This is a genomic window from Bacillus sp. FSL K6-2944 (genome assembly GCF_038005385.1).
In the GTDB taxonomy this organism is placed as follows: Bacteria; Bacillota; Bacilli; order Bacillales; family Bacillaceae_G; genus Bacillus_A; species Bacillus_A cereus.
On the sequence record NZ_JBBOTE010000001.1, the window covers coordinates 1,701,629 to 1,724,925 of the forward strand.

A 23,297-nucleotide genomic window follows, 5' to 3' on the forward strand; every position below is an offset into this window, starting at 1 on the left:
GATCCTCTTTTCTTATTTCACTTTCTTTTTTTCAGCTCTTTCTCTCGCTTTTTTTATATAGCTTTCTGCATCTGGTGTTTTACATGATGTTGCACCATGATCAACCTCTATTTTTCCAATTTCACTTGCAATTTCAATCGCTTGTCGCTCTAAGTCTTCATTACGAATTCCTATTGCGATTAAAGCACTATTCATCGCTTCTTTTTTTCTATTTTTTTCATTATGTATATTTTCTTTAATCTCTTCTAAGTACGGAGAGAAGAAATCATCATGTAACGTTTTATTTTTAATCGCTATATTTGCTAATAAAGACCAGCCAGCTCTTCCAATCCATTCATCATTAGACTTTATCCACTCTTCCATTCTTTCTATTGCAATTGGCGAAGTACATATAGATGTCATCAGAACATCCATTAAACAGTAATAATCAACATCCTGAATCCAACTATTAAGCTGTTCTGTCGTTATTTTTTTCGGGTCTAAAATATAAGTTGCTAATGTCATTGCGTCCATATTTTTCGTTTCCCACAATTCAACTGCTAAATCGTGATCTTTTTTTATCTTCTTTTTTAACAATTTTAAATTCGCAAAACTAACTCCAAATAACGGCTCTTTCGCTCCGTGGTTTTTATACGTTTTTCGATTTTGTTCTGTTCCATATTCCTCTAGTTGCTGCATTACTTCCTCAAGTAACATATACCCACCTCTTTATCTTTTATGTTAACTGTATATATGTATGTACGATATATTCTACATTACTTTTTGTTTTTCCTATATTTATTTTTAAAATACGGTATGTGAAATTTCTAAACATTGCACAGCTATACCATCAAAAAACTGTACATGTTAAACATACAGTTTTTTGATGGTATCAATTTTGCGTAGAATAAGATATAAACTACGAAAGAACTTTTAATAAGATGTGTATTTCCAACATGTTTAGAAAACGCTTCAAAATGGTTTACTATCTTACTTTTATACCTCCTTCATAAATTATGTTTACTACATTTGTTCTTAGCCAAAATACTTTCTACATTTTAATAACTCTCTCAATAAAAATTTCTTATATAAAAATCCCTACAAACACTGTAGGGATTTATGTCTAAATCATTTTGTTACACTCTATTTCATATGAAAATAGTTTTCTTATTCAGATGCATTCATAAGCACAATTCTCCAACCGTCTGGATCCTCTATTGTGGTTCCTTTCTCTATCCAATACGGGTTTTCAGGTTCTACCTCATGATAGCCCATATTACTTAATCGATTCACTATCTTTTCAATTTCATCTTTAATAGGCATATAAAAAACTAGTAAATTATCTTTTGTCGGTGCCGGACATGGACTTCCATTAACATGTGTAGTAAACTCCAAATGATACTCTTCATCTGGTAAGCCAAACATAACCCCATCATATCCTTCATGATTGTGAAATTCCCCTATACGTTTTAAACCTAATCCTGTTTCATAAAAACTTATCACTTCTTCAAATTTATCTGTTGGTCTTGCAATTCTAAATTGAACCCAATTCTTCATGCAAATCTCCTCCTTTTCATTTTCCAAAGCTTTATAGTAATTAGTATAGGTTACATATATTCCCTTTAACATCCCTCATTAGTGTGAACTTCCTAAGTTGAAAGACCTATTAGTTAATAAACAATAGGACTTTAGTATAAAATTCATATAAAATTAGTTATATAAATATAGAGATGAATTACAAGCTATTACGTATGAAATAGTTCTCCTTGCAGGGCCTTTATATACCGATCAGCAGATCTTTGTACAGCTTTATTCGCATCTTCCACCACACCATGAAATGCATTATATAGTCGACTAAATTGGATATCTTTTACCTTCTCTGCCATATCTCTAACTTTATTCGCTGGTAATGGAATGAGATTGGGATAACTATACATAAAACTTACCCATTTTCGATCCGAAACTACTTGTATAATATCACCTGATAACAAAATACCTTTCCCTTCATTACCGTCTTTCCAATGTATAACAGTTCCACCCTTAAAATGGCCTCCTAAGCGATGCAATGTAAGTTCTTCCGATAATATCAGATGCTCCCCAGACCAAAATTTAATTTGCTTACTCGGACGAACCACCCACTCTTTATCATCTTCATGAATATAAATAGGTACATTGAATGTTTCCGCCCATTTAACTTGTGTAGAGTAATAATGTGGATGAGAAAGTGCTATTGCTTGAATACCACCTAAATCATATATACGTTGTATCGTTTTATCATCTAAATAACTAATGCAATCCCACATAACATTTAGAGTTTTACTTTGTATTAAAAATGCTGTTTGTCCAATCGCAAATTTAGGTTTAGTAGTAATGCTATACAAACCGCTTTCTTCTTTTATTATTTCGTTTTTGTATAAATTGCTATTTTGCATCGTTTCTAATGTTGTCCATGACTGCCCAATTGGATTAACATATTGTCTTTCCTCATTACAAATTTTACAGCGAGAAGGTGCTTCTTCATTTTCGGGATACTGTACTCCACATGTAGTGCAAATATAATTATCCATATTCCCACTCCTTTTTTCATGTAATTGTTTCTTTACCAATATTTTAATAAAAAACAAAAATATTCGAATCAATAATTGGAACGAAAACGAAGTGATACGAAAGTATGATTTGGTGATTGAAAGTTTAAATAATAAAGTTTAAATTCATCCTATTTTTCAAAACTGCAATTGATATAAAATCTTGCATACTTTTGAGTAAACTTTTTTACACTTGTAAAAAAGTTTTTTTGCATTTCCCTACCTATAATTGCTAATATAGTAGAGTAGAACTTTTATAGAGAGAAGGAAAATTATGCACAATGGAATTCGAATGACAACTTTAGTAAAAAGGGCTATGTTAGTTTGTGCGGGGGTATTATTCACATACGAAGTAGCTTTTGGATCAGTACATACTGCTCTAGCTAGTACAGAGGATGAAGCAAAATCTGTTCAACTTGTAAGTGAGATTCAAACATCTCTTGCTCCGAAAGAAGCTCCAAAACATTATAACGGGCAAGTTAGAAAAGTCGCTTATTTAACATTTGATGACGGTCCTGGAAAATACACAGCTGAGCTTTTAGATATGTTAAAGAAAGAAAATGCAAAAGCAACATTCTTCCTAATTGGTTCAAACGTAAAAGCTTTCCCTGATCTTGTAAAACGCGAAGATGCTGAAGGTCACTACGTTGGGATGCACAGTATGACTCATAACTACAAGAAACTTTACACTGAAGGTCATTACGTAGATGAAATGAAGGAAGACCAAGGCTTAATCGCTGGTGTTTTAGGTAAATCACCAGTATTAACTCGTCCATCTTACGGCTCTATGCCAGGATTAAACGAAGCTCTTCGCAACAAAGTTGTAGAAAATGGCTTAAAAGTTTGGGATTGGACAATTGATTCTTTAGACTGGAAATATAACAAAATGCAAGTTGATGCTGCATCTGCTAAAATTGTAGAAAACGTGTTACATGGTGCTACAAATCCAACAGAAGTTATCCTTATGCATGATATTCATCCACAATCAGTAAAAGCAGTTCCTGGAATTATTAAAGGACTGAAAGAAAAAGGATATGAATTAGAAGCATATAATGAGAACGAACACTTCCCATTAAACTTCTGGCATGATAATCGTATGTAATGAAAAGACTTGATTTCCTTTAGCTGGGAATCAAGTCTTTTTATCATTTTGGGAATTACTCCTCGTATATTCGACTCAAACTCCCCCTTCTCTAATATCAATAAAAATTCAAAATCACATGTTATACTATAATTTAGTTTAAATAAGTAGGTGCCATATGATCGTATATACAGTACAAACTGAAGAAGCATGGAAACAATTTAAGAAACTTGGTTATTTAGAAGGTAATAAAGAATTCATCGATCCAGACGATGTATATTCATATGACTGGATGGTGCGCGTCGCTAAAACAAGATTGCCTCATTACGAAGGTAACTATCCTATTTGGGTCTGGGAAGCAAATAATTACCCAAATCGAAATCATAAAGCTTGGGGTAGAACAAATTCAAAAATGGTAATTTTAACACTAGATGTACCGAAAGAATGGGTACTATGGAGCTATTTTGACTATTGGTGCTGTGCTATGACTGATGGATCAACATATTTACATACAAAAAATAAGTGTACTTTAGATGAATGGTATACATATATGGATAAAGAATACGGGATAACATTTGATTTCGACTATTTATTATCTCATCCTGATTGGTGTCTAGGTAAAGAGGATTCGTTAGAAAAACAAGGTGTTATCGGCAAAATACCCCTCTCCTTCGTGAAAAAAGTAAGACGTTTTCGTGCTAAGACAGATAAGTCTATTAGTAAAATCCGAAGTGATAACTGGGATAATAGAAAAGAAAACCGCATTAAAAAGATGAATCGAAAATTAAGAAAGCGAAACGATAAACAAAAAAGAATACAAAAGCGACTTATACGAAATTAAAACATATATCAAAATACAGTAAGAAATTATGGATTGAATATACAAATTCAATCCTATTTTTTATATTATCAACACTTTAGCACATATTACTCTTAAGGAGTGATATGTATATGGATTTTCTTTCAGCCGAATATTTGTCCGCCCTACTTGCCATCATTGTAATTGATTTAGTGTTAGCCGGTGATAATGCCATTGTAATTGGATTAGCAGCAAGAAGATTACCGAAAGTTCAGCAAAAGAAAGTTATTATATGGGGAACTATCGGGGCAATCGCGATTAGAGCCCTCGCTACCTTAGTTGTTGTTTGGTTGTTAAAAATACCAGGGCTACTTCTAATTGGTGGTGTACTCCTTATATGGATTGCTTATAAATTAATTGCTGAAGGCAAAGATCATGATATTAAGGCCGAAGAAGGATTTTGGTCTGCTATTAAAACCATTATTATTGCTGATGCGTTAATGGGCATCGATAATGTACTCGCTGTTGCAGGAGCTGCCCATGGTAACTTTTCTTTAGTAATCATCGGATTATTAGTGTCTATTCCAGTAGTCGTATGGGGCAGTACATTGATTTTAAAATGGGTAGATCGTTTTCCTGTCATCATTACGATTGGAGCAGCCGTTTTAGCTTTTACTGCCGCGAAAATGATTGTAGATGAGAAATGGTTCGCTGGATTTTTCGAAAGTAACCCTTTGGTTAAATGGGCATTTATCATTATTATCATCATCGGCGTAGTTTTCTTCGGAAAGGCTAAACAAAAAGCAACAGCTGGTTCTGTCTCATAATGATGGTATATTTACAAATAAAAGGCGCTATTCATATGAATAGCGCCTTTTATTATTTATTTAGCTTCCCCTTCCGGAGTCGTTTTTACCTTCGTTTTGTTTTTATCGCGGTTGTTATAGTTATACTTCGAACGATCTACTGGAGTGAATCCTTCCGGTGTGTAGAATCGTAATAAGTCACCATTCACGACTTGGTCAGAGTATTTTAGTGAGTTTTGAACCATTTGTTCATTTTTCTTTATTTCATCTGTAAATTCTACAGGTTTTCCAGTAGTTGTATCATAGTATTTGCCGTTTAGTGCAGTAACTGTTGGGCTTACGTAGTTACCGTTACGGAACGCAACGACTTGTTTATGATCTGGTGATAATAAATCAGAACCGAATTGAACATAATTCTTTGTATCTGTACCTAGTAAGTGTAATAGCGTTGGAAGAACGTCAATTTCACCACCGTATTGATGTTGTACGCCACCTTTCACTCCTGGTACACGAACGATTAATGGTACACGTTGTAACTGTGCATTTTCAAATGAGTTCATTTCTTTACCCATTACTTTTGACATTGCTGCGTTATGATTATCTGAAATACCGTAATGGTCTCCGTACATAACAATAATTGAGTTATCATATAAACCAGATTGTTTCAAGTAATCGATGAAGCCTTTTACAGATTCATCTAAATAGCGTGCTGTTTGGAAGTACGTATCTACTGATGAATCACCTGTTGTTGCTGGTTCAATCGTTGCTTCTGCCTTATCGATTGGATAAGGGAAATGGTTCGATAACGTAATAAACTTCGTATAGAACGGTTGTTTCAACGTTTGTAATAACGGAATAGATTCATTAAAGAACGGTTTATCTTTTAACCCGTAGTTTACTACGTCTTTTTCATTCATATCGTAGTATGACGCATCAAAGAATTTATTAAAACCAAATGATTTATAAATATCGTCACGGTTCCAAAATGTTTTGTAGTTACCGTGGAATACTGCTGATGTGTATCCTTGTTGTCCTAAAATAGCTGGTGCTGATTGATACGTATTATGAGATTTCGTTGTAAAGACAGAACCTTGCGGTAAACCAAACATTGAATTCTCTAACATAAACTCCGCATCAGATGTTTTCCCTTGTCCTGTTTGATGGAAGAAGTTATCAAAATAAAGTGTATTCGCATCTTTTGTAAATGAGTTTAAGAACGGTGTAACTTCTTGACCATTTAATTTGTAATCAATTAAGAAGTTTTGGAATGACTCTAAATGAATGTAAATTACGTTCATTCCCTTTCCTTTACCGAAATACTCAGGATTTGGACTTGCATAAGTTGATGTTAAATAATTTCGTACTTCTGTCATATTATCGCCATCAGCTAATGCTCGTTCTGTCGATGCTTTCGCACTTTGAATTCCATCATAAATTGTGTAGTTGTATGCACCTAAATATTTCACAATATAATTACGGTCAAACGTTCTTGTTAATAATTCAGGACGGTCAGACTCTGCAAGACCTAAGTTAACACTGAATAATAAAATACCTGCTACAAATACTAGAGATAATTTATGCTTCGCAACACGAATTGGTTTTGGATTTGCAAATTTTGTTGCGACTAACACAATTAATATAATCGTGTCTAAGAAGTATAATGGATCATAAAGATGTAGCAACGCAAGAATACTACCACCTAAATCTCCAAAGTTATTCGTTTGTGTTAATGTCGGGAACGTAATAAAGTCACTGAAAAAGCGATAGTATACTACGTTTGCGTATAAAAGAATCGACAATAACAAATTAATGATAATTAACCAAATATAAGATCGTTTCCCTTTTGCAAATAATGCAAGTCCTAAAAATAGAACTGCTGAACTAAGCGGGTTAAAAAACAGCAAGAATTTTTGAATTGTGTTTGAAATTCCTAAATTGAATTCCGTTACATAAGCTGCATATGTTTTGAGCCACAATAAAATAACGGCAAACAGAAAGAATCCAAAATGATTGCTTAACACACTTTTGCTCTTTAATAAGAACTGTTTCATTTCTCCACCTCTTTTGATCATCCAAGGCTTATTTTTTTATAAGTCTGTCTCTCTATTCAAATTTTCTTCTTCAAATAGATTATCTTTATTTAACTATATGAAGAATATTAGTAATTATAATTTGAAGCTAGTATTTATTCAACTATTTCTTTCTAGACATTTTGACCTTGGTTTCTATTTAACAAAATAAATTTGTAACATTTCCTGTTTTCTCCCAAGATTCATCCACTAATTATGACACCCCATACTATATACCTTTATAAACTCATTCGCAAACTATTCTATCTCCAAATTTGGTACATATTTCACATGACAAAATAATACGATTTGATTATATTACTCCACTTACATTTCCCTTCTTCAACTAACTCTTTAAATCTTAAAGTCATTACATCCCTTCATACATGAAAAAATTCTCCTGTTCATTAATATTATATTTGAATAATTATTCATTTGACCGACCAGCGATGTTACGTTTTCTCGACAAAAAAACTCGCTCTAAAAAGAGCGAGTTTTTTCATTATATATTATTGACCTTTGTACATTGCATCTAATTGTTTTTGAAGTTCCTCATTTTCTAAGAACTCATCATAAGTAGCCTCTTTATCGATTACACCGTTTGGTGTTACTTCGATAATGCGGTTTGCAATTGTTTGCACGAACTGATGGTCATGAGATGTGAATAAGATTGTACCTTTGAATGCAATTAAACCGTTGTTTAATGCTGTGATTGACTCAAGGTCTAAGTGGTTCGTTGGATCGTCAAGTGTGATTACGTTCGCACCACTTAACATCATTTTAGATAACATACAACGAACTTTTTCGCCTCCAGATAATACAGAAACGTTCTTTTTAACTTCTTCACCTGAGAATAACATACGGCCTAAGAAACCACGTAAGAAGCTTTCAGACTCATCTTGTGGAGAAAATTGACGTAACCATTCAACTAAGTTGTAATCACTATTCTCAAAGTACTTAGAGTTATCTCTTGGGAAGTAAGACTGAGAGGTTGTAACACCCCATTTGAATGAACCACTATCAGGCTCCATTTCACCCATAAGAATTTTAAATAATGTTGTCATCGCAATATCGTTACGGCCGATAAATGCAACTTTATCACCTTTATTTAAAGTGAAGTACACATTATCTAACACTTTTTCACCATCAATTGTTTTAGAAAGACCTTCAACAGTTAATAAGTCATTTCCTACTTCACGCTCAGGTGTGAAACCAACGAATGGGTAACGACGTGATGACGGTCTAATATCATCTAATGTAATTTTGTCTAATAATTTTTTACGAGAAGTTGCTTGTTTCGCTTTAGAAGCGTTTGAACTAAAGCGTGCAATGAAGTTTTGTAACTCTTTTACTTTCTCTTCTTTTTTCTTATTAGCATCTTGTGTTAATTTTAAAGCTAATTGGCTTGACTCATACCAGAAGTCATAGTTACCAACATAAAGTTGAATTTTACCGAAATCAAGGTCAGCCATGTGCGTACATACTTTATTTAAGAAGTGACGGTCATGGGATACTACGATAACTGTGTTTTCAAAGTTCATTAAGAAGTTTTCTAACCATTGGATCGCTTTTAAGTCCAAGTGGTTAGTAGGCTCATCTAATAATAGAATGTCAGGTTGACCGAATAAAGCTTGAGCAAGTAATACTTTTACTTTCTCTGCACCAGTTAATTCTGACAATTTCTTATCATGAAGATCTTCACCAATACCTAAACCTTTAAGAAGGATTGCAGCTTCTGACTCAGCTTCCCAACCGTTAAGCTCAGCGAACTCACCTTCAAGTTCAGCAGCACGCATACCATCTTCATCACTAAAGTCTTCTTTCATGTAAATAGCATTTTTCTCTTGCATTACTTTGTAAAGTTGCGTGTGACCCATAATTACTGTTTCTAATACTGGGAACTCTTCATATTCGAAGTGGTTCTGTTTTAATACTGCTAGACGCTCACCTGGCGTAATATGTATGTCACCTGTTGATGGTTCAATTTCTCCAGATAAAATCTTTAGAAATGTAGATTTACCAGCACCGTTTGCTCCGATTAAACCGTAGCAGTTACCTGGCGTGAATTTTATGTTAACATCTTCAAATAATTTGCGATCCGCGAAACGCAAACTAACGTTACTTACTGTAATCATTTGTGTCCTCCTACTAATACCGCTTATTTCAGCGTTTTCTCACCGATTGTCTTAAAAAATCGCATATTACGACTCAATTATTGTAGACTATAGCTATTATATAGTAGAAGCTGGATGAATAGCAACGGTTGATTGCTATTCCTTTCTTTCCAAACTCGAATAAAACCTTTGTTTTTAATTAGATTAAAGTTACATACACGTTTTAAAGAGGATTCATTTTGAAAAAACATTTATAATTGGAGCATTATGTTTATCAATTGAAATAACACAATAATTTGTATGCATTTCGCATTATAAATAGCAAACTAAAACGCTCAGAAAATATTCTGAGCGTTTTCATTTCCTTCTCCAACTAAAGCACCAGGTAGTGTAAAAAGCTATTTCACCATTTGTATTGTTAACTTATCTTTTAACATTGACCTATATGAGTCAATTTCATATTTTGTATTATTGATTTTTTCTTTTTTCATTTTTAACATATCGAATATTTCTAACTCTAAATTCCTTCTAGCTTCAAGAACTTTTATCGCTCCTTCTACCCCTGAATGGTTATGTTCTTTCCCATAGCCTTGGTTCGTGTAATAGTCGACAATTCCTGTGGACCATTCTGGATTTCTTTCTTTTAATGCCTTCCTAAATGAAAATTCAAGATCATCTTGTTCTACATAAAATAACATTGGATTTAAATTCTCTATGATTTTTGCAACTTTCATTACATAATTTATTATTTTTTCTTTTTGTTCACCGTATTTAATCATCCCAATTGTTAATGGATTTTGTATGAAACAACATTCAAAAATATAAACCTTATTATCTTCTAGAGCAATTTCAGCAAAGTCATTCCATTTGTCAGCAATTAATTCAACATTTTTATCGAATGGCAATTCATATATATCGTTTTTAAAAATATCATTACATAATTCGTCCGAAAACTGGTCACCAAACTCATTTTTTATCTTTCTGTATGGTAATAAATAATTGCTTCCTTTTTTTAAAACTCTTTTAAGAAGCACTTCTTTAAAATCTCCACTGTTAGATACTAATCTATCGAATTCAAATTTATTAAAACAAGATACACCATCATAGTCGGCGGGGTGATTCAAATTCCCCTCTAAAAATAGTTCAACTTCAATTTTATTTTGGCTTAGAATTTCATTTATTAGCTTTGCAGTGGTCGATTTTCCAAATCCAGGTAAACCTTCTACTATTATTAGTTTTGTATTCATATTTATAAATCCCTTCCTTCAAAGTATTTAACCAAGATTTAAAAAATTACTTACTCCACTGCAATCACTCCTTCAAAATACGATATTCAACATTTCCTTTGAAAAATCCTTCTTAAAGTAACCTGACCGTTAGTTTAAGAACATTTTTTTCACAATCTCTATCATTATTTTAACATAAATTTCCATTTACCTTTAAAAAAAAGATAGTCCACCATTATTTGAGTGAACTATCTAAAGTAAATTATATCTTTTAAATCAAATACTTTGTCAGTAATCCCCAATCGTTGCGCTGGTGTTTTTACTGTTTTCTTTTTCTCTTCCTTTGCAATTTAACTAGATAAAAGTACTTAAACAATGCAATAACAATTAAAAAAGGGATGCTAAATCATATGTGATTTACATCCCTAATTTGTGTGTTATTTTATATGTTCTCTCCCATAACTGAAACAGTTACTTTTAAAAGGGGATTCTTTTATTTTCTTTCACTTAATTTCTTTGCATAATTCTTCATTTTACTCGTTAAACCTATTAAAGCAGGTAACAATATTGGCATCACAATGATAGCTAATAGTAACAACGCAACGCCAACTACGGATGCTACTTGTATAAGCGTTAATACACCTGAAGGGATTAATGCAGCAAATGTACCACCTAAAATAAGTGCCGCTGATAATACGACTCCTCCGATATGACGAGAAGCAGTTACAATTTTCGTCGCTGGGTCCCCTTCTAACTCATTGTATCTCATCATTACAAAAATACTATAATCCACTCCTAAAGCGACAATCATTATGAAACTAAAGAATGGAACATTCCAGCTTAATGAATCTACATGTAAAATATGCGTACTAATTTGTTCACTTATCCCTAATGATGCAAAGTAAGCTAATAGTAACGATCCAATAATAAAGATGGTGTTTAATAATGAACGTGTAATCACAATTAATACAATCGCGATTCCAATTAACATAATTGTAGCTGTACGTAAGAAATCTTGCCCAGTTACTTCTTTTAAATCAACGTTTCTAGCTGTCGTTCCTCCGATTGCTGTTTTCGCATGATTTAATTCCGACCCCTTCAAAGTACCATCTATTGTGTTATTGATTTCTTGAATAATTGGCATCGCTTCTTTTGAATACGGATTTACGTCTAAAATGATTGTCATTTTAGCAGTCTTTCTATCATGTGACATGTACGTATTCAAAGCTTTTTGGAAATCTTCTCCCTCCAAAACTTCTTTTGGAATATAGAATTTCTCAGAGCTTTTTGATTCGTTCAGTTCTCCTAAATATTTCTGAGCATCCCCTAGGCCATTACTTACCTTTTCAAGGCCTTCTGTACTTTTAGTTAGTCCGGATTGTAATTGACCCATCTGTTCTTGCAAGTCTTTCAGTCCGGTTAATAGCTGACCTTGCCCATCGTTTATTTTCGTTAATCCGGTTTGTAACTCAGATGACTTGTTCGCAATTTGTTTTGAACCTGAAGCACCTTCATTTAATCCATTTTTAAGATCAGCTGCTCCTTTTTGTAACTTAGTAACTCCATTGTTCATTTCTTTTAAGCCATTATCCACTTTCAATAACGATTGATTCGCTTCTTTAAATGATCCCATCGCCGCATTATGCTGCGCTTTCAATTTATTTAATTCATTTGAAAGCCCACCTAATTGCTTTTGAGCCTCTTTAGCAATTCCTAACGTCTGCAGAATGTTAGGATCATTTGCTAATTCTGGTTTCGTTTGAATGAAATTGGTCATTAACATTTCAATTTGTTCATAACCTTTCTTCGCACCGTCAATCGCTTGAGAAATACTTCCGAAGTATTGATCGTAAGAACTTAAACCTTTTTCTAACTGTGTATAGCCAGCATGAAGTTGTGAAGTTGCTTGAGATAATACACTTATATTTTCATTTACTGAAGTTAACCCACTCTCAATTTGCCGCGCACCTTGTGCTCCGTCATTTATGCCATTGGATAGTTGATTTAAAGCTGTTCCTAATGCTGATACACCACTTTTCGCTTCATTTGTTCCATCAATTAACTTTTGAACGTTCGCAAGACTATTTGAGTCCTTATTACCCATCTTATCTTTCGCAGTAGTTAATCCATCATTAATTTCCTTTATACCACCATTGGCATCTCCTAAACCTGTATTTAGTTCACCCGCTTGTTTATTTATATATAGTTCTTTAATCCTATCACCAGTTGGACGTGTCGGTGAATATACTTCTGAAACACCTTTTACTTTCAAAATCTTATCAGTTAGTTCATCTAAAGTTTGAAGCGAACTCGCCTCATCTAACTTGTTATTCGATTGAATGACTAACGTACTTGGTGAAGAAAAACCAGGTGGAAAATGTTCTTCTATTACGTTAATCCCCATTTTCGACTCATATTTATTGTCTACTTCAAATAAATCGTTGTAATTAAGTGTATTAGAATACTTTGATATGAAAGGAATTGATATCACGAATACAATAATTAAAGCTACAAATGGTCTCACTACTGAGTTATTCGCAAAGAATCCCCATAGACGACTGTCTTCATGACCTTTAAATGTTTTAACGGGATAAAACATCCCTTTTCCTAAAAGCACCATAAAAAACGGATTTAACGTAGTTAATACTAGTAATAAAACTGCGACACCAATTGCTACCGCTGAAGTAGATTGATATAGTTTAAAACTCGCTAAAGCAAGAGATGCAAAACCAATTAGTACTGCTATCCCGCTATATAAAACGGTTTTCCCTGCCGATTTAAATGTTTCTTTCGTAGCCAAAAATGCGTTTTCTTGTTTACTTAATTCTTCTTTAAATCTCGTAAATAATAAAATGTTATAGTCTGTTCCAACCCCAAACAGGACAACAACGACAAACACTTGTGTAAAGTTAGAAAATGGAAAATTAAATTGATCTACTAAATGAGCAATAATCCCCATTGAAACTAAATATGATACCCCAACAGTAAGAAGAGAAACAATTGGAACAATAGGTGAACGGAATACAATGATTAATATTACAAGAATGAAAATGATTGAAATAACTTCAGTCTTTTTCACTCCCTCTTGAGAAGATGTAAGGAAATCTCCTGCTATTAAATCACTTCCTGTTAAGTACGTTGTTACCCCTTTCGTTTTCACTTTATTATGAAGGTTATTTGTAACTTTCGATATTTCACCATGCTTTTTATCTATCGATATTTGCGTTAAAATAGTCGTATTATCTTTAGAAACTAATTGTTTCTCTAATTCTTTATTATCTAAATGTGAAACAACTTCTTTAATTCCTAATTGTTCTTTTTCATTTTGCAAAGCGTTGATTGTTTTTATTATTTCCTCTTTTTGCTCAGTCGTTAAAGCTGTTTTACTGTCACTATTAAAAACAACTATAATGTCATGCTTTTCTGTCCCGTCTTTATCCATTTCTTTTATCATTTTGTCAGCAATACTACTTTGTTCTGTATTAGGAATCGTAATGTGCCCTTTTTCTTTCACTAATTTATCCATATTAGGCATCGTTACGATCATTGTAATGGTAATAACTATCCATAATAGAAAAGATAAACTTCTCCAATTTTTCAGCTTGCTCATTTGCATCATCTCCCGCGATTAAAATTTACGTTAGTTACGGAATAAATATTCATTCCTATTATTCTATTACATTATTTTGTAAACTCTATTAAACTAGTCTTTCCGGAATGAATATTCATTCCTTTAGTTGCACAAATACCCTCTCCTACTCTCATTTTTTAATTCTATTTAGGAATGAATATTCATTCCTGTCCTTATAAAGCTATAGAATCAAATGATTCTAATAGCGTTCCAAGAGCTTTCTTCCAATTCTTTTACTAACTCTTTCGAGTATTCTAATTGCCCTGTTGCAATTACTTTCGTTAATTTTTCTAACGGTTGATATACAATAATAATTAAAGCAACTGGAGGCAATGGACGAAGCAAACCTTTTGCGATTCCATCTTCAATAATATTCATAAAGAAGCCTATAAAATCGTCAAATATTTTCTTACTCTGCTCATCAAGAAAATAACTATCACAGTGAGAATTTGTAAATAAAAAAGCATCCACATTGTTTCTCGCAAATTCAAATAAACGGTTATACGTATGACTAAACTGTTCACGAATATTTGCTTCAACAGGAAAATCCGTTTTTATCATTTCAGAAAGCTGTAACATACTTTTTGAAAATAATGAGTTAACAAGCGCCTCTTTATTTTCAAAATAGCGATAAATAGTACCCGCACCGACATTTGCTTTTTCAGCGATCATTGGAATTGTCGTACCATCGTAACCACGCTCTGCAAAAAGTTGCATCGCAGCATCAAAAATATCCTCTTGTTTGTTTTTAGCCATTTTTTCCACCTCTATTTTCAGGAATGAAAATTCATTCCGTTTTTAATTATAAATTACAGGGAATAAAAGTCAAGTGCGTGACAACGTATAGTTGCGATTCTATTCTCTTGTATGTGAATAAAATTATATCAGCGATTTTCAGGATATATCAACTTACCGACAAAAATTAATACAATGAGATGGAGCTATCCCAAAATTTTGTTCAAAACAACTCCATCTTATATGCAAATTAAAAGAAATCATAAATAAACGGCTTGCGCACTGGTACTACATTCTCAAATGCCCGTATTTCCTCTTCGCTTCCGCTAATTAATTCTAATTCATTTAGTTCTAATGGGCGTTTGTATCCAAGCAGTATTGTAGATAGTGCATTTATATCTAGCTTGATCCCTTTATCCATTGGTTCTTCTATAATTGCTATTTCATAATTTGCAAGTCTCACCGATACATTATTCCACGGTGCAAATGAATCTGTAATATGTAAAATGACTTCTTGTTGTACATTGTTCCAGTTTAACTCATACTGTTTTAAGAACTGCTCTACATCTACAATTCTTCCCATAAAATATGGTTTTATTTCTGTTTTCACACGTGGTTCTTGCAATGTATATAACAACTGTTCGTTTTCACTTACTGTCATTTCAAGCTCTTTAATCATAGAATCATGCTGGCAAATAAAATTCCATAGACCATTTCGTGCTTCATTATGCAGTGGAACAAATTCATCTACTGTCATTTTATAGTTTTCTATTTTATATAACATATAGCCGGCTGCACTTTTATTTTCATCGTAATAAATTGCTAATGTTAAATCCTCATAAACAGCTTGTAACCACCATTTTTCATTGCGAACTAGCATACCAGAAAAATGTTCTGCAAATGTTTCATAAAGCTTCTCGACCTCTTCTGGGTGATTTTCTTTATTGAAACGTTTCACAGTACCATTCACTTGTTTTTTCATAACTAAATCACTCTTTGTCAAATGACATACGAGAAGATTCGCACAAAGTTCCCAGCCGTATTTACGGTAAAATGTAACAGCAAATGGGTGTAACATAGAGACTGTAAAGCCATCTTTTTTCATTGTTTGAAGTGAATGTTGAAGTAGCTCTTTTACATACCCACTTCTTCTGTACTCTGGATACGTCGCTACTCCTGCAACGCCACCCATTTTAAATTTTTCTTTACCTATGTAAATATGAAACGGGATGAGGTGTAGTTTTGCAGCTAAGTCCTCACCTTCCATAATACCGTATACTTCATGACTTTCCTTCATTTTTGTAAGTTGTTGCTGCATTCGTTCTTCTTCTACTTTATATTGAAAAGCGTATTCTGATAAGCGTAGTGCTTCTCTAAATTTATCTTCTTTTAATCGTATAACGTTCATATGTTTCTCCCCCCTCCTTTATTTGAATTGTACCATAATTTAAAATATTACAGTGCGGTGAATGAAATTATAATGACTTAACGACACAAATTCAATATAAAAAAGCAGATACATCCTGTATCTGCTTCTCATTACTTTATTTAGCTAACTTTTGAAGTTCTTCGAAGAATGTAGGATATGATACACCTACTGCTTCTGCATCTTCAATAATTGTTTTTCCTTCTGCTAGGCAGCCAGCAATTGCAAGCATCATTCCAATACGGTGATCACCATAACTATTTACTGTATTGCCTTTTAGAGCTGATTTTCCGTAAATGATCATACCGTCATCAGTTGCTTCTATTCGAGCTCCTAGTTTCGTTAACTCAGCAACGACTGTATCAATACGGTTTGTTTCTTTTACTTTTAATTCGTGTGCATCTTTAATTACTGTAATTCCTTCTGCTTGCGTTGCCGCTAATGCGATTACAGGAATCTCATCGATTAATCTAGGAATAATATCTCCGCCAATTTCAATTCCTTTTAATGAAGATGTTTCGATTGTAATATTTGCAGCTGGTTCTGATGCCCCTTCGTTAATTAGGTCTACAGTGAACGTAGCACCCATTTTTTCTAAAACATCAATAATACCTGTACGGGTTGGATTCATTCCTACATTTTGTAATACTAGTTTACTATTTGGGATGATTGCACCTGCTACTAAGAAAAATGCTGCTGATGATACGTCACCGGGCACTTGAATGTCTGTTGCTGTTAATTTTTGTCCACCTGACAGCTTCACTGTTTTCCCTTCGCGAGTTACTTTAACACCAAATGCTTCGAGCATTCTTTCCGTATGGTCGCGTGAAATATGTGGTTCTGTAACAGCTGTTACACCTTCTGCACGAAGACCTGCAAGTAAAATAGCTGACTTTACTTGTGCACTTGCAACAGGAGAAATATATTCAATTGCTTTTAAATCTCCGCCACGTATTGTTAACGGTGTAAATGTTCCTTCTTCTCGGCCGTCTATGTTTGCGCCCATTTGTTTTAATGGGTTTGTTACACGCTTCATCGGTCTTTTTGCGATAGATTCATCACCTTGTACGCAAGAGAAAAATGGTGTGTTAGCTAATATACCTGACATTAATCGGATTGTTGTACCAGAATTACCAACATCTAATACAGCTTTCGGTTCTTGTAAACCTTCTAATCCTTTACCAACTACAGTAACCTCATCACCGTTTTGCGTAATTTCTACTCCCATTTCTTTAAAACATGAAATCGTACTTAAACAGTCTGCACCGGGCAAGAAACCTTTAATTGTTGTTTTCCCTTCTGCAATAGAACCGAACATAACAGCACGGTGTGAAATGGATTTATCACCTGGGATTGTAATATTGCCATTCAATCCGTTATTAACAGGTTGTATTGTTCTTTCTTTCACGTTTTTCACCTTCTCATTTAAATTGTTTCATAAGTTTGGTATTCTTCTTCTCCAAGCGCTAGTTTTGCTTTCATACGATCTTCTTCCCTTTGGAAGCTAATACGTAATACCCCAAGCAGTCCTTCACGCGCTTCTAATATTTGCAAGTTCGTAATACTAATTTCCTCGCGCGCCAAAATACTCGTAATATGAGCCAATGCCCCCACCTTATCTAATACATCGACGTATAAGTCGTGATAGGCAGGAATTGCCCCTCTCTTTCTTACTGGTAAAGAATCACGGTATTCTTTCGCATCTGCAAAATAGTTTTGAATCTCGCATGCATCTCCGGTAGAAACTGTTTTATATAAATCTTCCATTTCAGAGATCCACTCTTTTAATAATACCATTAAATGCTCACGATTTTGCTTTACAATATCACTCCACATTTTCGGACTACTAGATGCGATACGTGTAATGTCTTTAAACCCTCCAGCAGCTAGCTGATGAATGAGCGGATTATCTCCTGCATGTTTCTCTACTTGCTTCACTAAACCTGCTGCGATAAGGTGCGGGAAATGACTAACGATCCCTGTTACATAATCATGTTCTTCTGTATTTAAAACAAGGAAATGTGATCCCGTTCCTTTTAACCAATCTTTTAACTCTTCCACATGTTCATTTGGCACATGATGCATCGGTGTTAAAATGTAAAATGCATTTTCAAATAAATGCGCTTTTGCACTTTCAACTCCCGTTTTATGAGAACCTGCCATTGGATGTCCACCAATGAAAGATACTTCCTTTGAAAATAAAGTTTCTGCTTCATTCATAATCGTGCCTTTTGTACTACCAACATCAGTCACTATAACATCTTCTCGTAAACGGAATGACGCAAGTTTGTGTAATAGCTTCTTCGTTTCTTCAACTGGAGAAGCAAAAACAATTAAATGTGCCTCTTCACATGCATGCTGTAAATCAACTGCTATTTCATCTACTACGTGTAATTCTTTTGCACGCTCTACTTGTTCTTGAAATATATCATAACCTGTTATCGTTACATCGTGCTCTTTCTTAATTGCTAATGCGAGAGAGCCTCCGATTAAACCAGTTCCAATTAATACTACCTTTTTACGCATTTTCCTCATCTCGAGACTTTCTTTTTTTATTTTCAAAGTGTTGTTGTAACACTGAAATCACCCCTTCATTTTGCTCCCTTGTTCCGACTGTAATACGGATACCATTCGGGAACGGACGAATAATAAATCCTGCATGTGCACAAGCTTCATAAATCTCTCCAGCATTCTCAACTGGCAAGAAGATGAAATTTGTTTGCGATGGATAAAATGGAATATCATTTTCCCTACAAAAGCTCTCGTATTGTTGTAATCCTTCTGTATTCACACGAACTATTTCTTCAATAAACTCGTCATCACCAAAAGCAATCGTCGCTGCTTTTTGCGCTAATGAAGATACGTTAAATGGCAAACGAACGACATTTAATTTTTCGATTAACTCTTCCTGTCCAACCGCATATCCAACGCGGAAAGAAGCTAATCCGTACGCTTTAGAAAATGTTCTAAGTACAAGAATATTTTTATGTTTTTCTAAAAGCGGTAATGTCTCTGGGAAATCTTTTGCTGTTACGTATTCATAGTACGCTTCATCAATGACAATTAACGTATTTTCACTAATACCTTCAATGAATTGAGTCAATTTTCGGTCATTCACATATGTGCCTGTTGGATTGTTCGGGTTACAAATCCATACAATTTTTGTATCGTTATCTACTACTGAAGAAATTTCTTCTAAGTCGTATACACCGTTATTTAACGCAATTTCCTTCACTTCGCAACCTTCTATAATGGCATGATGACGATACTGTGGGAATGTTGCACCCGCTGTTACAATGTTATCTCCCGCTCGTAATACGGCGCGGCTTATTATTTGAATGATTTCATCTAAACCACTACCACAAAGTACTTGTTCCATTTTCACATGTAACTTATCTGCGATTGTTTGACGGAGCGTTGTAGCACCTCCGTCAGGATATAAAGCATGTTCCAACCACGATTTTTGCAACTCATCTAAAACACGTGACGAACAGCCGAATGGATTTTCATTCGATGCTAATTTCACAAACGAATGATCTCCGTACACTTCTTTCATTTGTTCTGGTGATTTACCTGGTTTATATGGTTGTAATGATGATAGTTGATCTTTTACTTGCACGTTAAACCCACCTTTTTATTAAAATTCTTTTGCGTAGTTATTGTGTTGCATAATGTTTTGTTTTAATAATTCCATACGATCTTTTCCGAATTGTTCGACTAGTGCATCTGCAAGTTCCCATGCCACAACAGATTCAGCTACTACACCCGCCGCTGGTACTGCGCAACTATCAGATCTTTCAATACTCGCTTGGAATGCTTCTTTCGTATCAATATCAACGCTTGCTAACGGTTTGTATAAAGTAGGAATTGGCTTCATCACGCCTCTTACGATAATTGGCATACCTGTTGTCATACCGCCTTCTAAACCGCCGGCATTATTCGTTCTTCTCGTGTATCCTTTTTCTTCATCCCACAGAATTTCATCATGCACTTTGCTTCCTGGTTGTCGTGCCGCTTCAAAACCTACGCCGATTTCAGCACCTTTAAATGCATTTATACTCATAATTGCACCAGCAAGTTTTGCATCTAATTTACGATCGTAATGGACGTAACTACCGACGCCAATCGGCATACCTTCTGCAATGACTTCCACAATACCACCGATTGAATCTCCACTACTTTTTGCGTTGTCAATCGCATTCATCATTTCTTGCTCTACTTCTTTATCTAAACATCGAACTGGTGAGTTTTCAGTAATTGTTTGAATTTCTTCAATTGATAAGTTTGAAATATGTTTTGCTTTTACTCCACCAATTTCAAGAACATGTCCTGCAATTTCCACGCCTAATTCGCTTAAAATTTGTTTTGCAACTGCACCAGCAGCTACACGAACTGTCGTTTCTCTTGCAGATGACCGCTCTAATACGTTTCTTATATCACGATGACCATATTTAATTGCTCCATTTAAATCTGCATGTCCGGGACGTGGTTTTGTAATTGTACGTTTCATGTCTTTACTTTCTTTTTCCGAAATTGGCTCTGCACCCATTACTTTCGTCCAATGTTTGAAATCATCATTTTTTACAATTAACGTAATCGGTGATCCAAGTGTCATCCCGTGACGAACACCACTTACAATTTCAACTGTATCTGTTTCAATTTGCATACGTCTTCCGCGTCCATGACCTTTTTGTCTTCTTAATAATTCTTTATTAATATGTTCCGCCGTAAGTGTCAAACCTGCTGGTACACCTTCTAAAATAACTGTTAACTGCGGTCCATGTGATTCTCCAGCTGTAATGTATCTCATTTCTCTTGCCCCTTTACTATTTTTTTGTACAAAAAAGTCCCTACTGAGCGCTCAGTAGGGACGATGTTTATCGCGGTACCACCCTAGTTGTAGACTTCTTTCGTCTACCTCTCTTCTTCTTTAACGATCGTTTGACCGTCTTCCCCTCCAAAAGTTGTCGGGAAAGATGCTCCAAGGCTGTAATTCATGCTTACCTTTGTACTGATTCACACCGACCATCAGCTCTCTTTAACAGTGAGATAAGCACTACTGTTTCCTCTTCAACGCATATATGATATGGAATTAAGATAATTTATTTTTGAAACCTTTTAACTCATCCATGAATCTATGGAATTCTGGAATGTCCATTTGTTGTGCAGAATCTGATAATGCAACTGCTGGATCTGGATGAACTTCAGCCATTACTGCATCTGCGCCAATTGCAAGTGCCGCTTTCGCTGTTGGTAATAATAAATCTCTGCGTCCAGTTGAATGTGTTACATCAACGATAACTGGTAAATGTGTTTCTTTCTTTAAAATTGGTACTGCAGAAATGTCTAATGTGTTACGTGTTGCTCTTTCGTATGTGCGGATACCGCGCTCACAAAGAATAATTTGATCGTTACCTTGCGCAATAATGTATTCCGCTGCGTTAATGAACTCATCAATTGTTGCTGCTAATCCACGTTTTAATAATACTGGTTTGTTAACTTTACCTACAGCTCGTAATAAATCGAAGTTTTGCATGTTACGTGCGCCAACTTGAATTACATCAACGTAGTCTAATGCCATTTCAACATCGTTCGGATTTAAAATTTCACTAATAATTGCTAAGTCAAACTCGTCTGCTACTTGACGTAAAATTTGAAGTCCTTCTACTCCTAAACCTTGGAAATCATATGGAGAAGTTCTCGGTTTGAATGCACCACCGCGCATTAATTTTAAGCCTTGGTCTTTCATCGCTTGCCCTACTTGACGAACTTGTTCTAAACTTTCTACTGCACAAGGTCCCATGATGAACGTTTGTGTTCCGTTTCCAATCAATTCACCTTTTACATCAACGATTGTATTTTCTTGTTTCTTTTTACGTGATACTAGTAACGCTTTACGGTTATCATCTTCTTGTAACTCTAAGCTTGCTTTGAAAATCGTTTTGAAAATATGTTGAACTGTTGATGTTTCGAATGGTCCTTCGTTATGCTCTGCGATCATATCAAGTACTTCACGCTCACGTACTGGATCAAAGCGTTTCGTGCCTTGTACTTGCTTTTGCTCTCCAATTTTTTGAACAATTTCACCACGTTTGTTTAAAAGGTGTAATAGTTGTAAATTAATTTCATCTACCTGTTTACGTAATTGATCTAATTCATGATTTGCCATTTGGAAATCCTCCTCTAATGTTTTAAAAGTATAGTAAGAGAATAAAAAATTCTCTATTTTCTGAACTGACTAATTATACAAATTTATAGTGGAATCGATACCTCTTCTTATTTTAAACTAATAATTCGTACACAGACATAAACTACTAGTTAAAAATCCACTTTTTTGTACAAAAAAGCCCTACTGATCCAATCAGTAGGGACGATATTTATCGCGGTACCACCCTAGTTGTAGACTTCTTTCGTCTACCTCTCTTCATTGTTAACGATCATCTGACCGTCTTTCCCTTCATAAAGACAATACTATCTTTACTACGAAAAAGATGCTCTAGGACTGTAATTCGCTCTTGTTTATGTACTGGTTCGCACCAACCACCAGCTCTCTGTTACAGGGAAACAACAACTACTGCTTTTCCTTTCAATGCATGACTATTTAATTTTCAAGTTGGACCACTAAAATACAAAAAGTCCCTACTGAATAAATCAGTAGGGACGATATTTATCGCGGTACCACCCTAGTTGTAGACTAACTTTCCGTCTACCTCTCTTCACTGTTAACGATCAATTGACCGCTTTTTCCTCATAAAGAAAAACTATCTTTATTACGAAAAAGATGCTCCAAGACTGTAATTCATGATTATCCCTGTACTGGTTCACACCAACCACCAGCTCTCTGTT

The 23,297-nt window shown here is 34.5% G+C and carries 17 protein-coding genes and 3 other annotated features (1 of these 20 cut by a window edge); of the genes, 3 read left to right on the forward strand and 14 right to left on the reverse strand.

Features of this window, described 5'->3' with window-relative positions:
- Nucleotides 1-12: 12 nt before the first annotated feature.
- The 3 genes from MHH55_RS08705 to MHH55_RS08715 form a co-directional block, all read right to left on the reverse strand.
- On the reverse strand, nucleotides 13-696 hold the full coding sequence (locus MHH55_RS08705) for a DNA alkylation repair protein (protein ID WP_000923448.1): 684 nt from the start codon (nucleotides 694-696) through the stop codon (nucleotides 13-15).
- 450 nt (nucleotides 697-1,146) lie between these two features.
- The gene (locus tag MHH55_RS08710; protein WP_000800667.1) at nucleotides 1,147-1,536 is read right to left on the reverse strand and encodes a VOC family protein; all 390 of its coding nucleotides are present in this window, start codon (nucleotides 1,534-1,536) and stop codon (nucleotides 1,147-1,149) included.
- A gap of 188 nt (nucleotides 1,537-1,724) precedes the next feature.
- Nucleotides 1,725-2,546, reverse strand: coding sequence for an MBL fold metallo-hydrolase (locus MHH55_RS08715; protein WP_000371021.1), 822 nt, complete (start codon nucleotides 2,544-2,546; stop codon nucleotides 1,725-1,727).
- Nucleotides 2,547-2,838: 292 nt separating this feature from the next.
- On the opposite strand from MHH55_RS08715, the gene MHH55_RS08720 reads away from it, so the two are divergent.
- From MHH55_RS08720 to MHH55_RS08730, 3 genes are all read left to right on the forward strand, one after another.
- Nucleotides 2,839-3,666 carry a peptidoglycan-N-acetylglucosamine deacetylase gene (locus MHH55_RS08720; protein ID WP_000551452.1) on the forward strand — a complete coding sequence of 276 codons (828 nt, stop codon included), beginning with the start codon at nucleotides 2,839-2,841 and terminating at the stop codon, nucleotides 3,664-3,666.
- A gap of 157 nt (nucleotides 3,667-3,823) precedes the next feature.
- Complete coding sequence (locus MHH55_RS08725) at nucleotides 3,824-4,486, forward strand: DUF3841 domain-containing protein (RefSeq protein ID WP_000637706.1); 663 nt, start codon at nucleotides 3,824-3,826, stop codon at nucleotides 4,484-4,486.
- Between the two features lie 110 nt (nucleotides 4,487-4,596).
- Entirely contained in the window at nucleotides 4,597-5,271 is a 675-nt protein-coding gene (locus MHH55_RS08730) for a TerC family protein (RefSeq protein WP_078186509.1), read from the forward strand.
- Nucleotides 5,272-5,327: 56 nt separating this feature from the next.
- On the opposite strand, the gene MHH55_RS08735 is transcribed toward MHH55_RS08730, so the two are convergent.
- The 11 genes from MHH55_RS08735 to MHH55_RS08785 form a co-directional block, all read right to left on the reverse strand.
- A complete protein-coding gene (locus tag MHH55_RS08735) occupies nucleotides 5,328-7,301 on the reverse strand; it encodes an LTA synthase family protein (protein WP_000808770.1) in 1,974 nt (657 codons plus the stop codon).
- 527 nt (nucleotides 7,302-7,828) lie between these two features.
- Complete coding sequence (locus MHH55_RS08740; protein ID WP_078186508.1) at nucleotides 7,829-9,454, reverse strand: ABC-F family ATP-binding cassette domain-containing protein; 1,626 nt, start codon at nucleotides 9,452-9,454, stop codon at nucleotides 7,829-7,831.
- 377 nt (nucleotides 9,455-9,831) lie between these two features.
- Nucleotides 9,832-10,680 carry a hypothetical protein gene (locus MHH55_RS08745; protein ID WP_001093195.1) on the reverse strand — a complete coding sequence of 283 codons (849 nt, stop codon included), beginning with the start codon at nucleotides 10,678-10,680 and terminating at the stop codon, nucleotides 9,832-9,834.
- A gap of 472 nt (nucleotides 10,681-11,152) precedes the next feature.
- Nucleotides 11,153-14,269 (reverse strand): MMPL family transporter, encoded by a 3,117-nt coding sequence (locus tag MHH55_RS08750; RefSeq protein WP_000040228.1) that lies wholly within the window; start codon nucleotides 14,267-14,269, stop codon nucleotides 11,153-11,155.
- Between the two features lie 210 nt (nucleotides 14,270-14,479).
- On the reverse strand, nucleotides 14,480-15,046 hold the full coding sequence (locus MHH55_RS08755) for a TetR/AcrR family transcriptional regulator (RefSeq protein WP_001107309.1): 567 nt from the start codon (nucleotides 15,044-15,046) through the stop codon (nucleotides 14,480-14,482).
- Nucleotides 15,047-15,275: 229 nt separating this feature from the next.
- Complete coding sequence (locus MHH55_RS08760) at nucleotides 15,276-16,433, reverse strand: GNAT family N-acetyltransferase (RefSeq protein WP_078186506.1); 1,158 nt, start codon at nucleotides 16,431-16,433, stop codon at nucleotides 15,276-15,278.
- Between the two features lie 136 nt (nucleotides 16,434-16,569).
- A complete protein-coding gene (gene aroA / locus MHH55_RS08765) occupies nucleotides 16,570-17,859 on the reverse strand; it encodes a 3-phosphoshikimate 1-carboxyvinyltransferase (protein WP_000664631.1) in 1,290 nt (429 codons plus the stop codon).
- Between the two features lie 17 nt (nucleotides 17,860-17,876).
- Nucleotides 17,877-18,977 (reverse strand): prephenate dehydrogenase, encoded by a 1,101-nt coding sequence (tyrA, locus tag MHH55_RS08770; protein ID WP_001228137.1) that lies wholly within the window; start codon nucleotides 18,975-18,977, stop codon nucleotides 17,877-17,879.
- Nucleotides 18,970-20,070, reverse strand: coding sequence for a histidinol-phosphate transaminase (gene hisC / locus MHH55_RS08775; protein ID WP_001197280.1), 1,101 nt, complete (start codon nucleotides 20,068-20,070; stop codon nucleotides 18,970-18,972). The genes tyrA and hisC overlap by 8 nt, the downstream gene beginning before the upstream one ends.
- Nucleotides 20,071-20,088: 18 nt before the next feature.
- On the reverse strand, nucleotides 20,089-21,261 hold the full coding sequence (gene aroC, locus MHH55_RS08780) for a chorismate synthase (protein ID WP_001269425.1): 1,173 nt from the start codon (nucleotides 21,259-21,261) through the stop codon (nucleotides 20,089-20,091).
- A 53-nt stretch (nucleotides 21,262-21,314) separates the two neighbouring features.
- Nucleotides 21,315-21,534 (reverse strand) — a binding site (T-box leader).
- A gap of 9 nt (nucleotides 21,535-21,543) precedes the next feature.
- Nucleotides 21,544-22,620: a bifunctional 3-deoxy-7-phosphoheptulonate synthase/chorismate mutase gene (locus MHH55_RS08785; RefSeq protein WP_001273575.1), complete on the reverse strand. Its 1,077-nt coding sequence runs from the start codon at nucleotides 22,618-22,620 to the stop codon at nucleotides 21,544-21,546.
- Between the two features lie 194 nt (nucleotides 22,621-22,814).
- Nucleotides 22,815-23,050, reverse strand: a binding site (T-box leader).
- Between the two features lie 54 nt (nucleotides 23,051-23,104).
- Nucleotides 23,105-23,297: a binding site (T-box leader), on the reverse strand; it runs 43 nt beyond the window's last position.

Bases quoted from the DNA above. Each gene is read 5' to 3' on its own strand.
- MHH55_RS08725 (WP_000637706.1), top strand. From the start codon at position 3,824: ATGATCGTATATACAGTACAAACTGAAGAAGCATGGAAACAATTTAAG.
- MHH55_RS08735 (WP_000808770.1), bottom strand. From the start codon at position 7,301: ATGAAACAGTTCTTATTAAAGAGCAAAAGTGTGTTAAGCAATCATTTT.
- MHH55_RS08745 (WP_001093195.1), bottom strand. From the start codon at position 10,680: ATGAATACAAAACTAATAATAGTAGAAGGTTTACCTGGATTTGGAAAA.
- MHH55_RS08710 (WP_000800667.1), bottom strand. From the start codon at position 1,536: ATGAAGAATTGGGTTCAATTTAGAATTGCAAGACCAACAGATAAATTT.
- aroC (WP_001269425.1), bottom strand. From the start codon at position 21,261: ATGAGATACATTACAGCTGGAGAATCACATGGACCGCAGTTAACAGTT.
- MHH55_RS08730 (WP_078186509.1), top strand. From the start codon at position 4,597: ATGGATTTTCTTTCAGCCGAATATTTGTCCGCCCTACTTGCCATCATT.
- MHH55_RS08785 (WP_001273575.1), bottom strand. From the start codon at position 22,620: ATGGCAAATCATGAATTAGATCAATTACGTAAACAGGTAGATGAAATT.
- MHH55_RS08715 (WP_000371021.1), bottom strand. From the start codon at position 2,546: ATGGATAATTATATTTGCACTACATGTGGAGTACAGTATCCCGAAAAT.
- MHH55_RS08705 (WP_000923448.1), bottom strand. From the start codon at position 696: ATGTTACTTGAGGAAGTAATGCAGCAACTAGAGGAATATGGAACAGAA.
- MHH55_RS08740 (WP_078186508.1), bottom strand. From the start codon at position 9,454: ATGATTACAGTAAGTAACGTTAGTTTGCGTTTCGCGGATCGCAAATTA.
- MHH55_RS08750 (WP_000040228.1), bottom strand. From the start codon at position 14,269: ATGAGCAAGCTGAAAAATTGGAGAAGTTTATCTTTTCTATTATGGATA.
- tyrA (WP_001228137.1), bottom strand. From the start codon at position 18,977: ATGCGTAAAAAGGTAGTATTAATTGGAACTGGTTTAATCGGAGGCTCT.
- MHH55_RS08720 (WP_000551452.1), top strand. From the start codon at position 2,839: ATGCACAATGGAATTCGAATGACAACTTTAGTAAAAAGGGCTATGTTA.
- MHH55_RS08755 (WP_001107309.1), bottom strand. From the start codon at position 15,046: ATGGCTAAAAACAAACAAGAGGATATTTTTGATGCTGCGATGCAACTT.
- MHH55_RS08760 (WP_078186506.1), bottom strand. From the start codon at position 16,433: ATGAACGTTATACGATTAAAAGAAGATAAATTTAGAGAAGCACTACGC.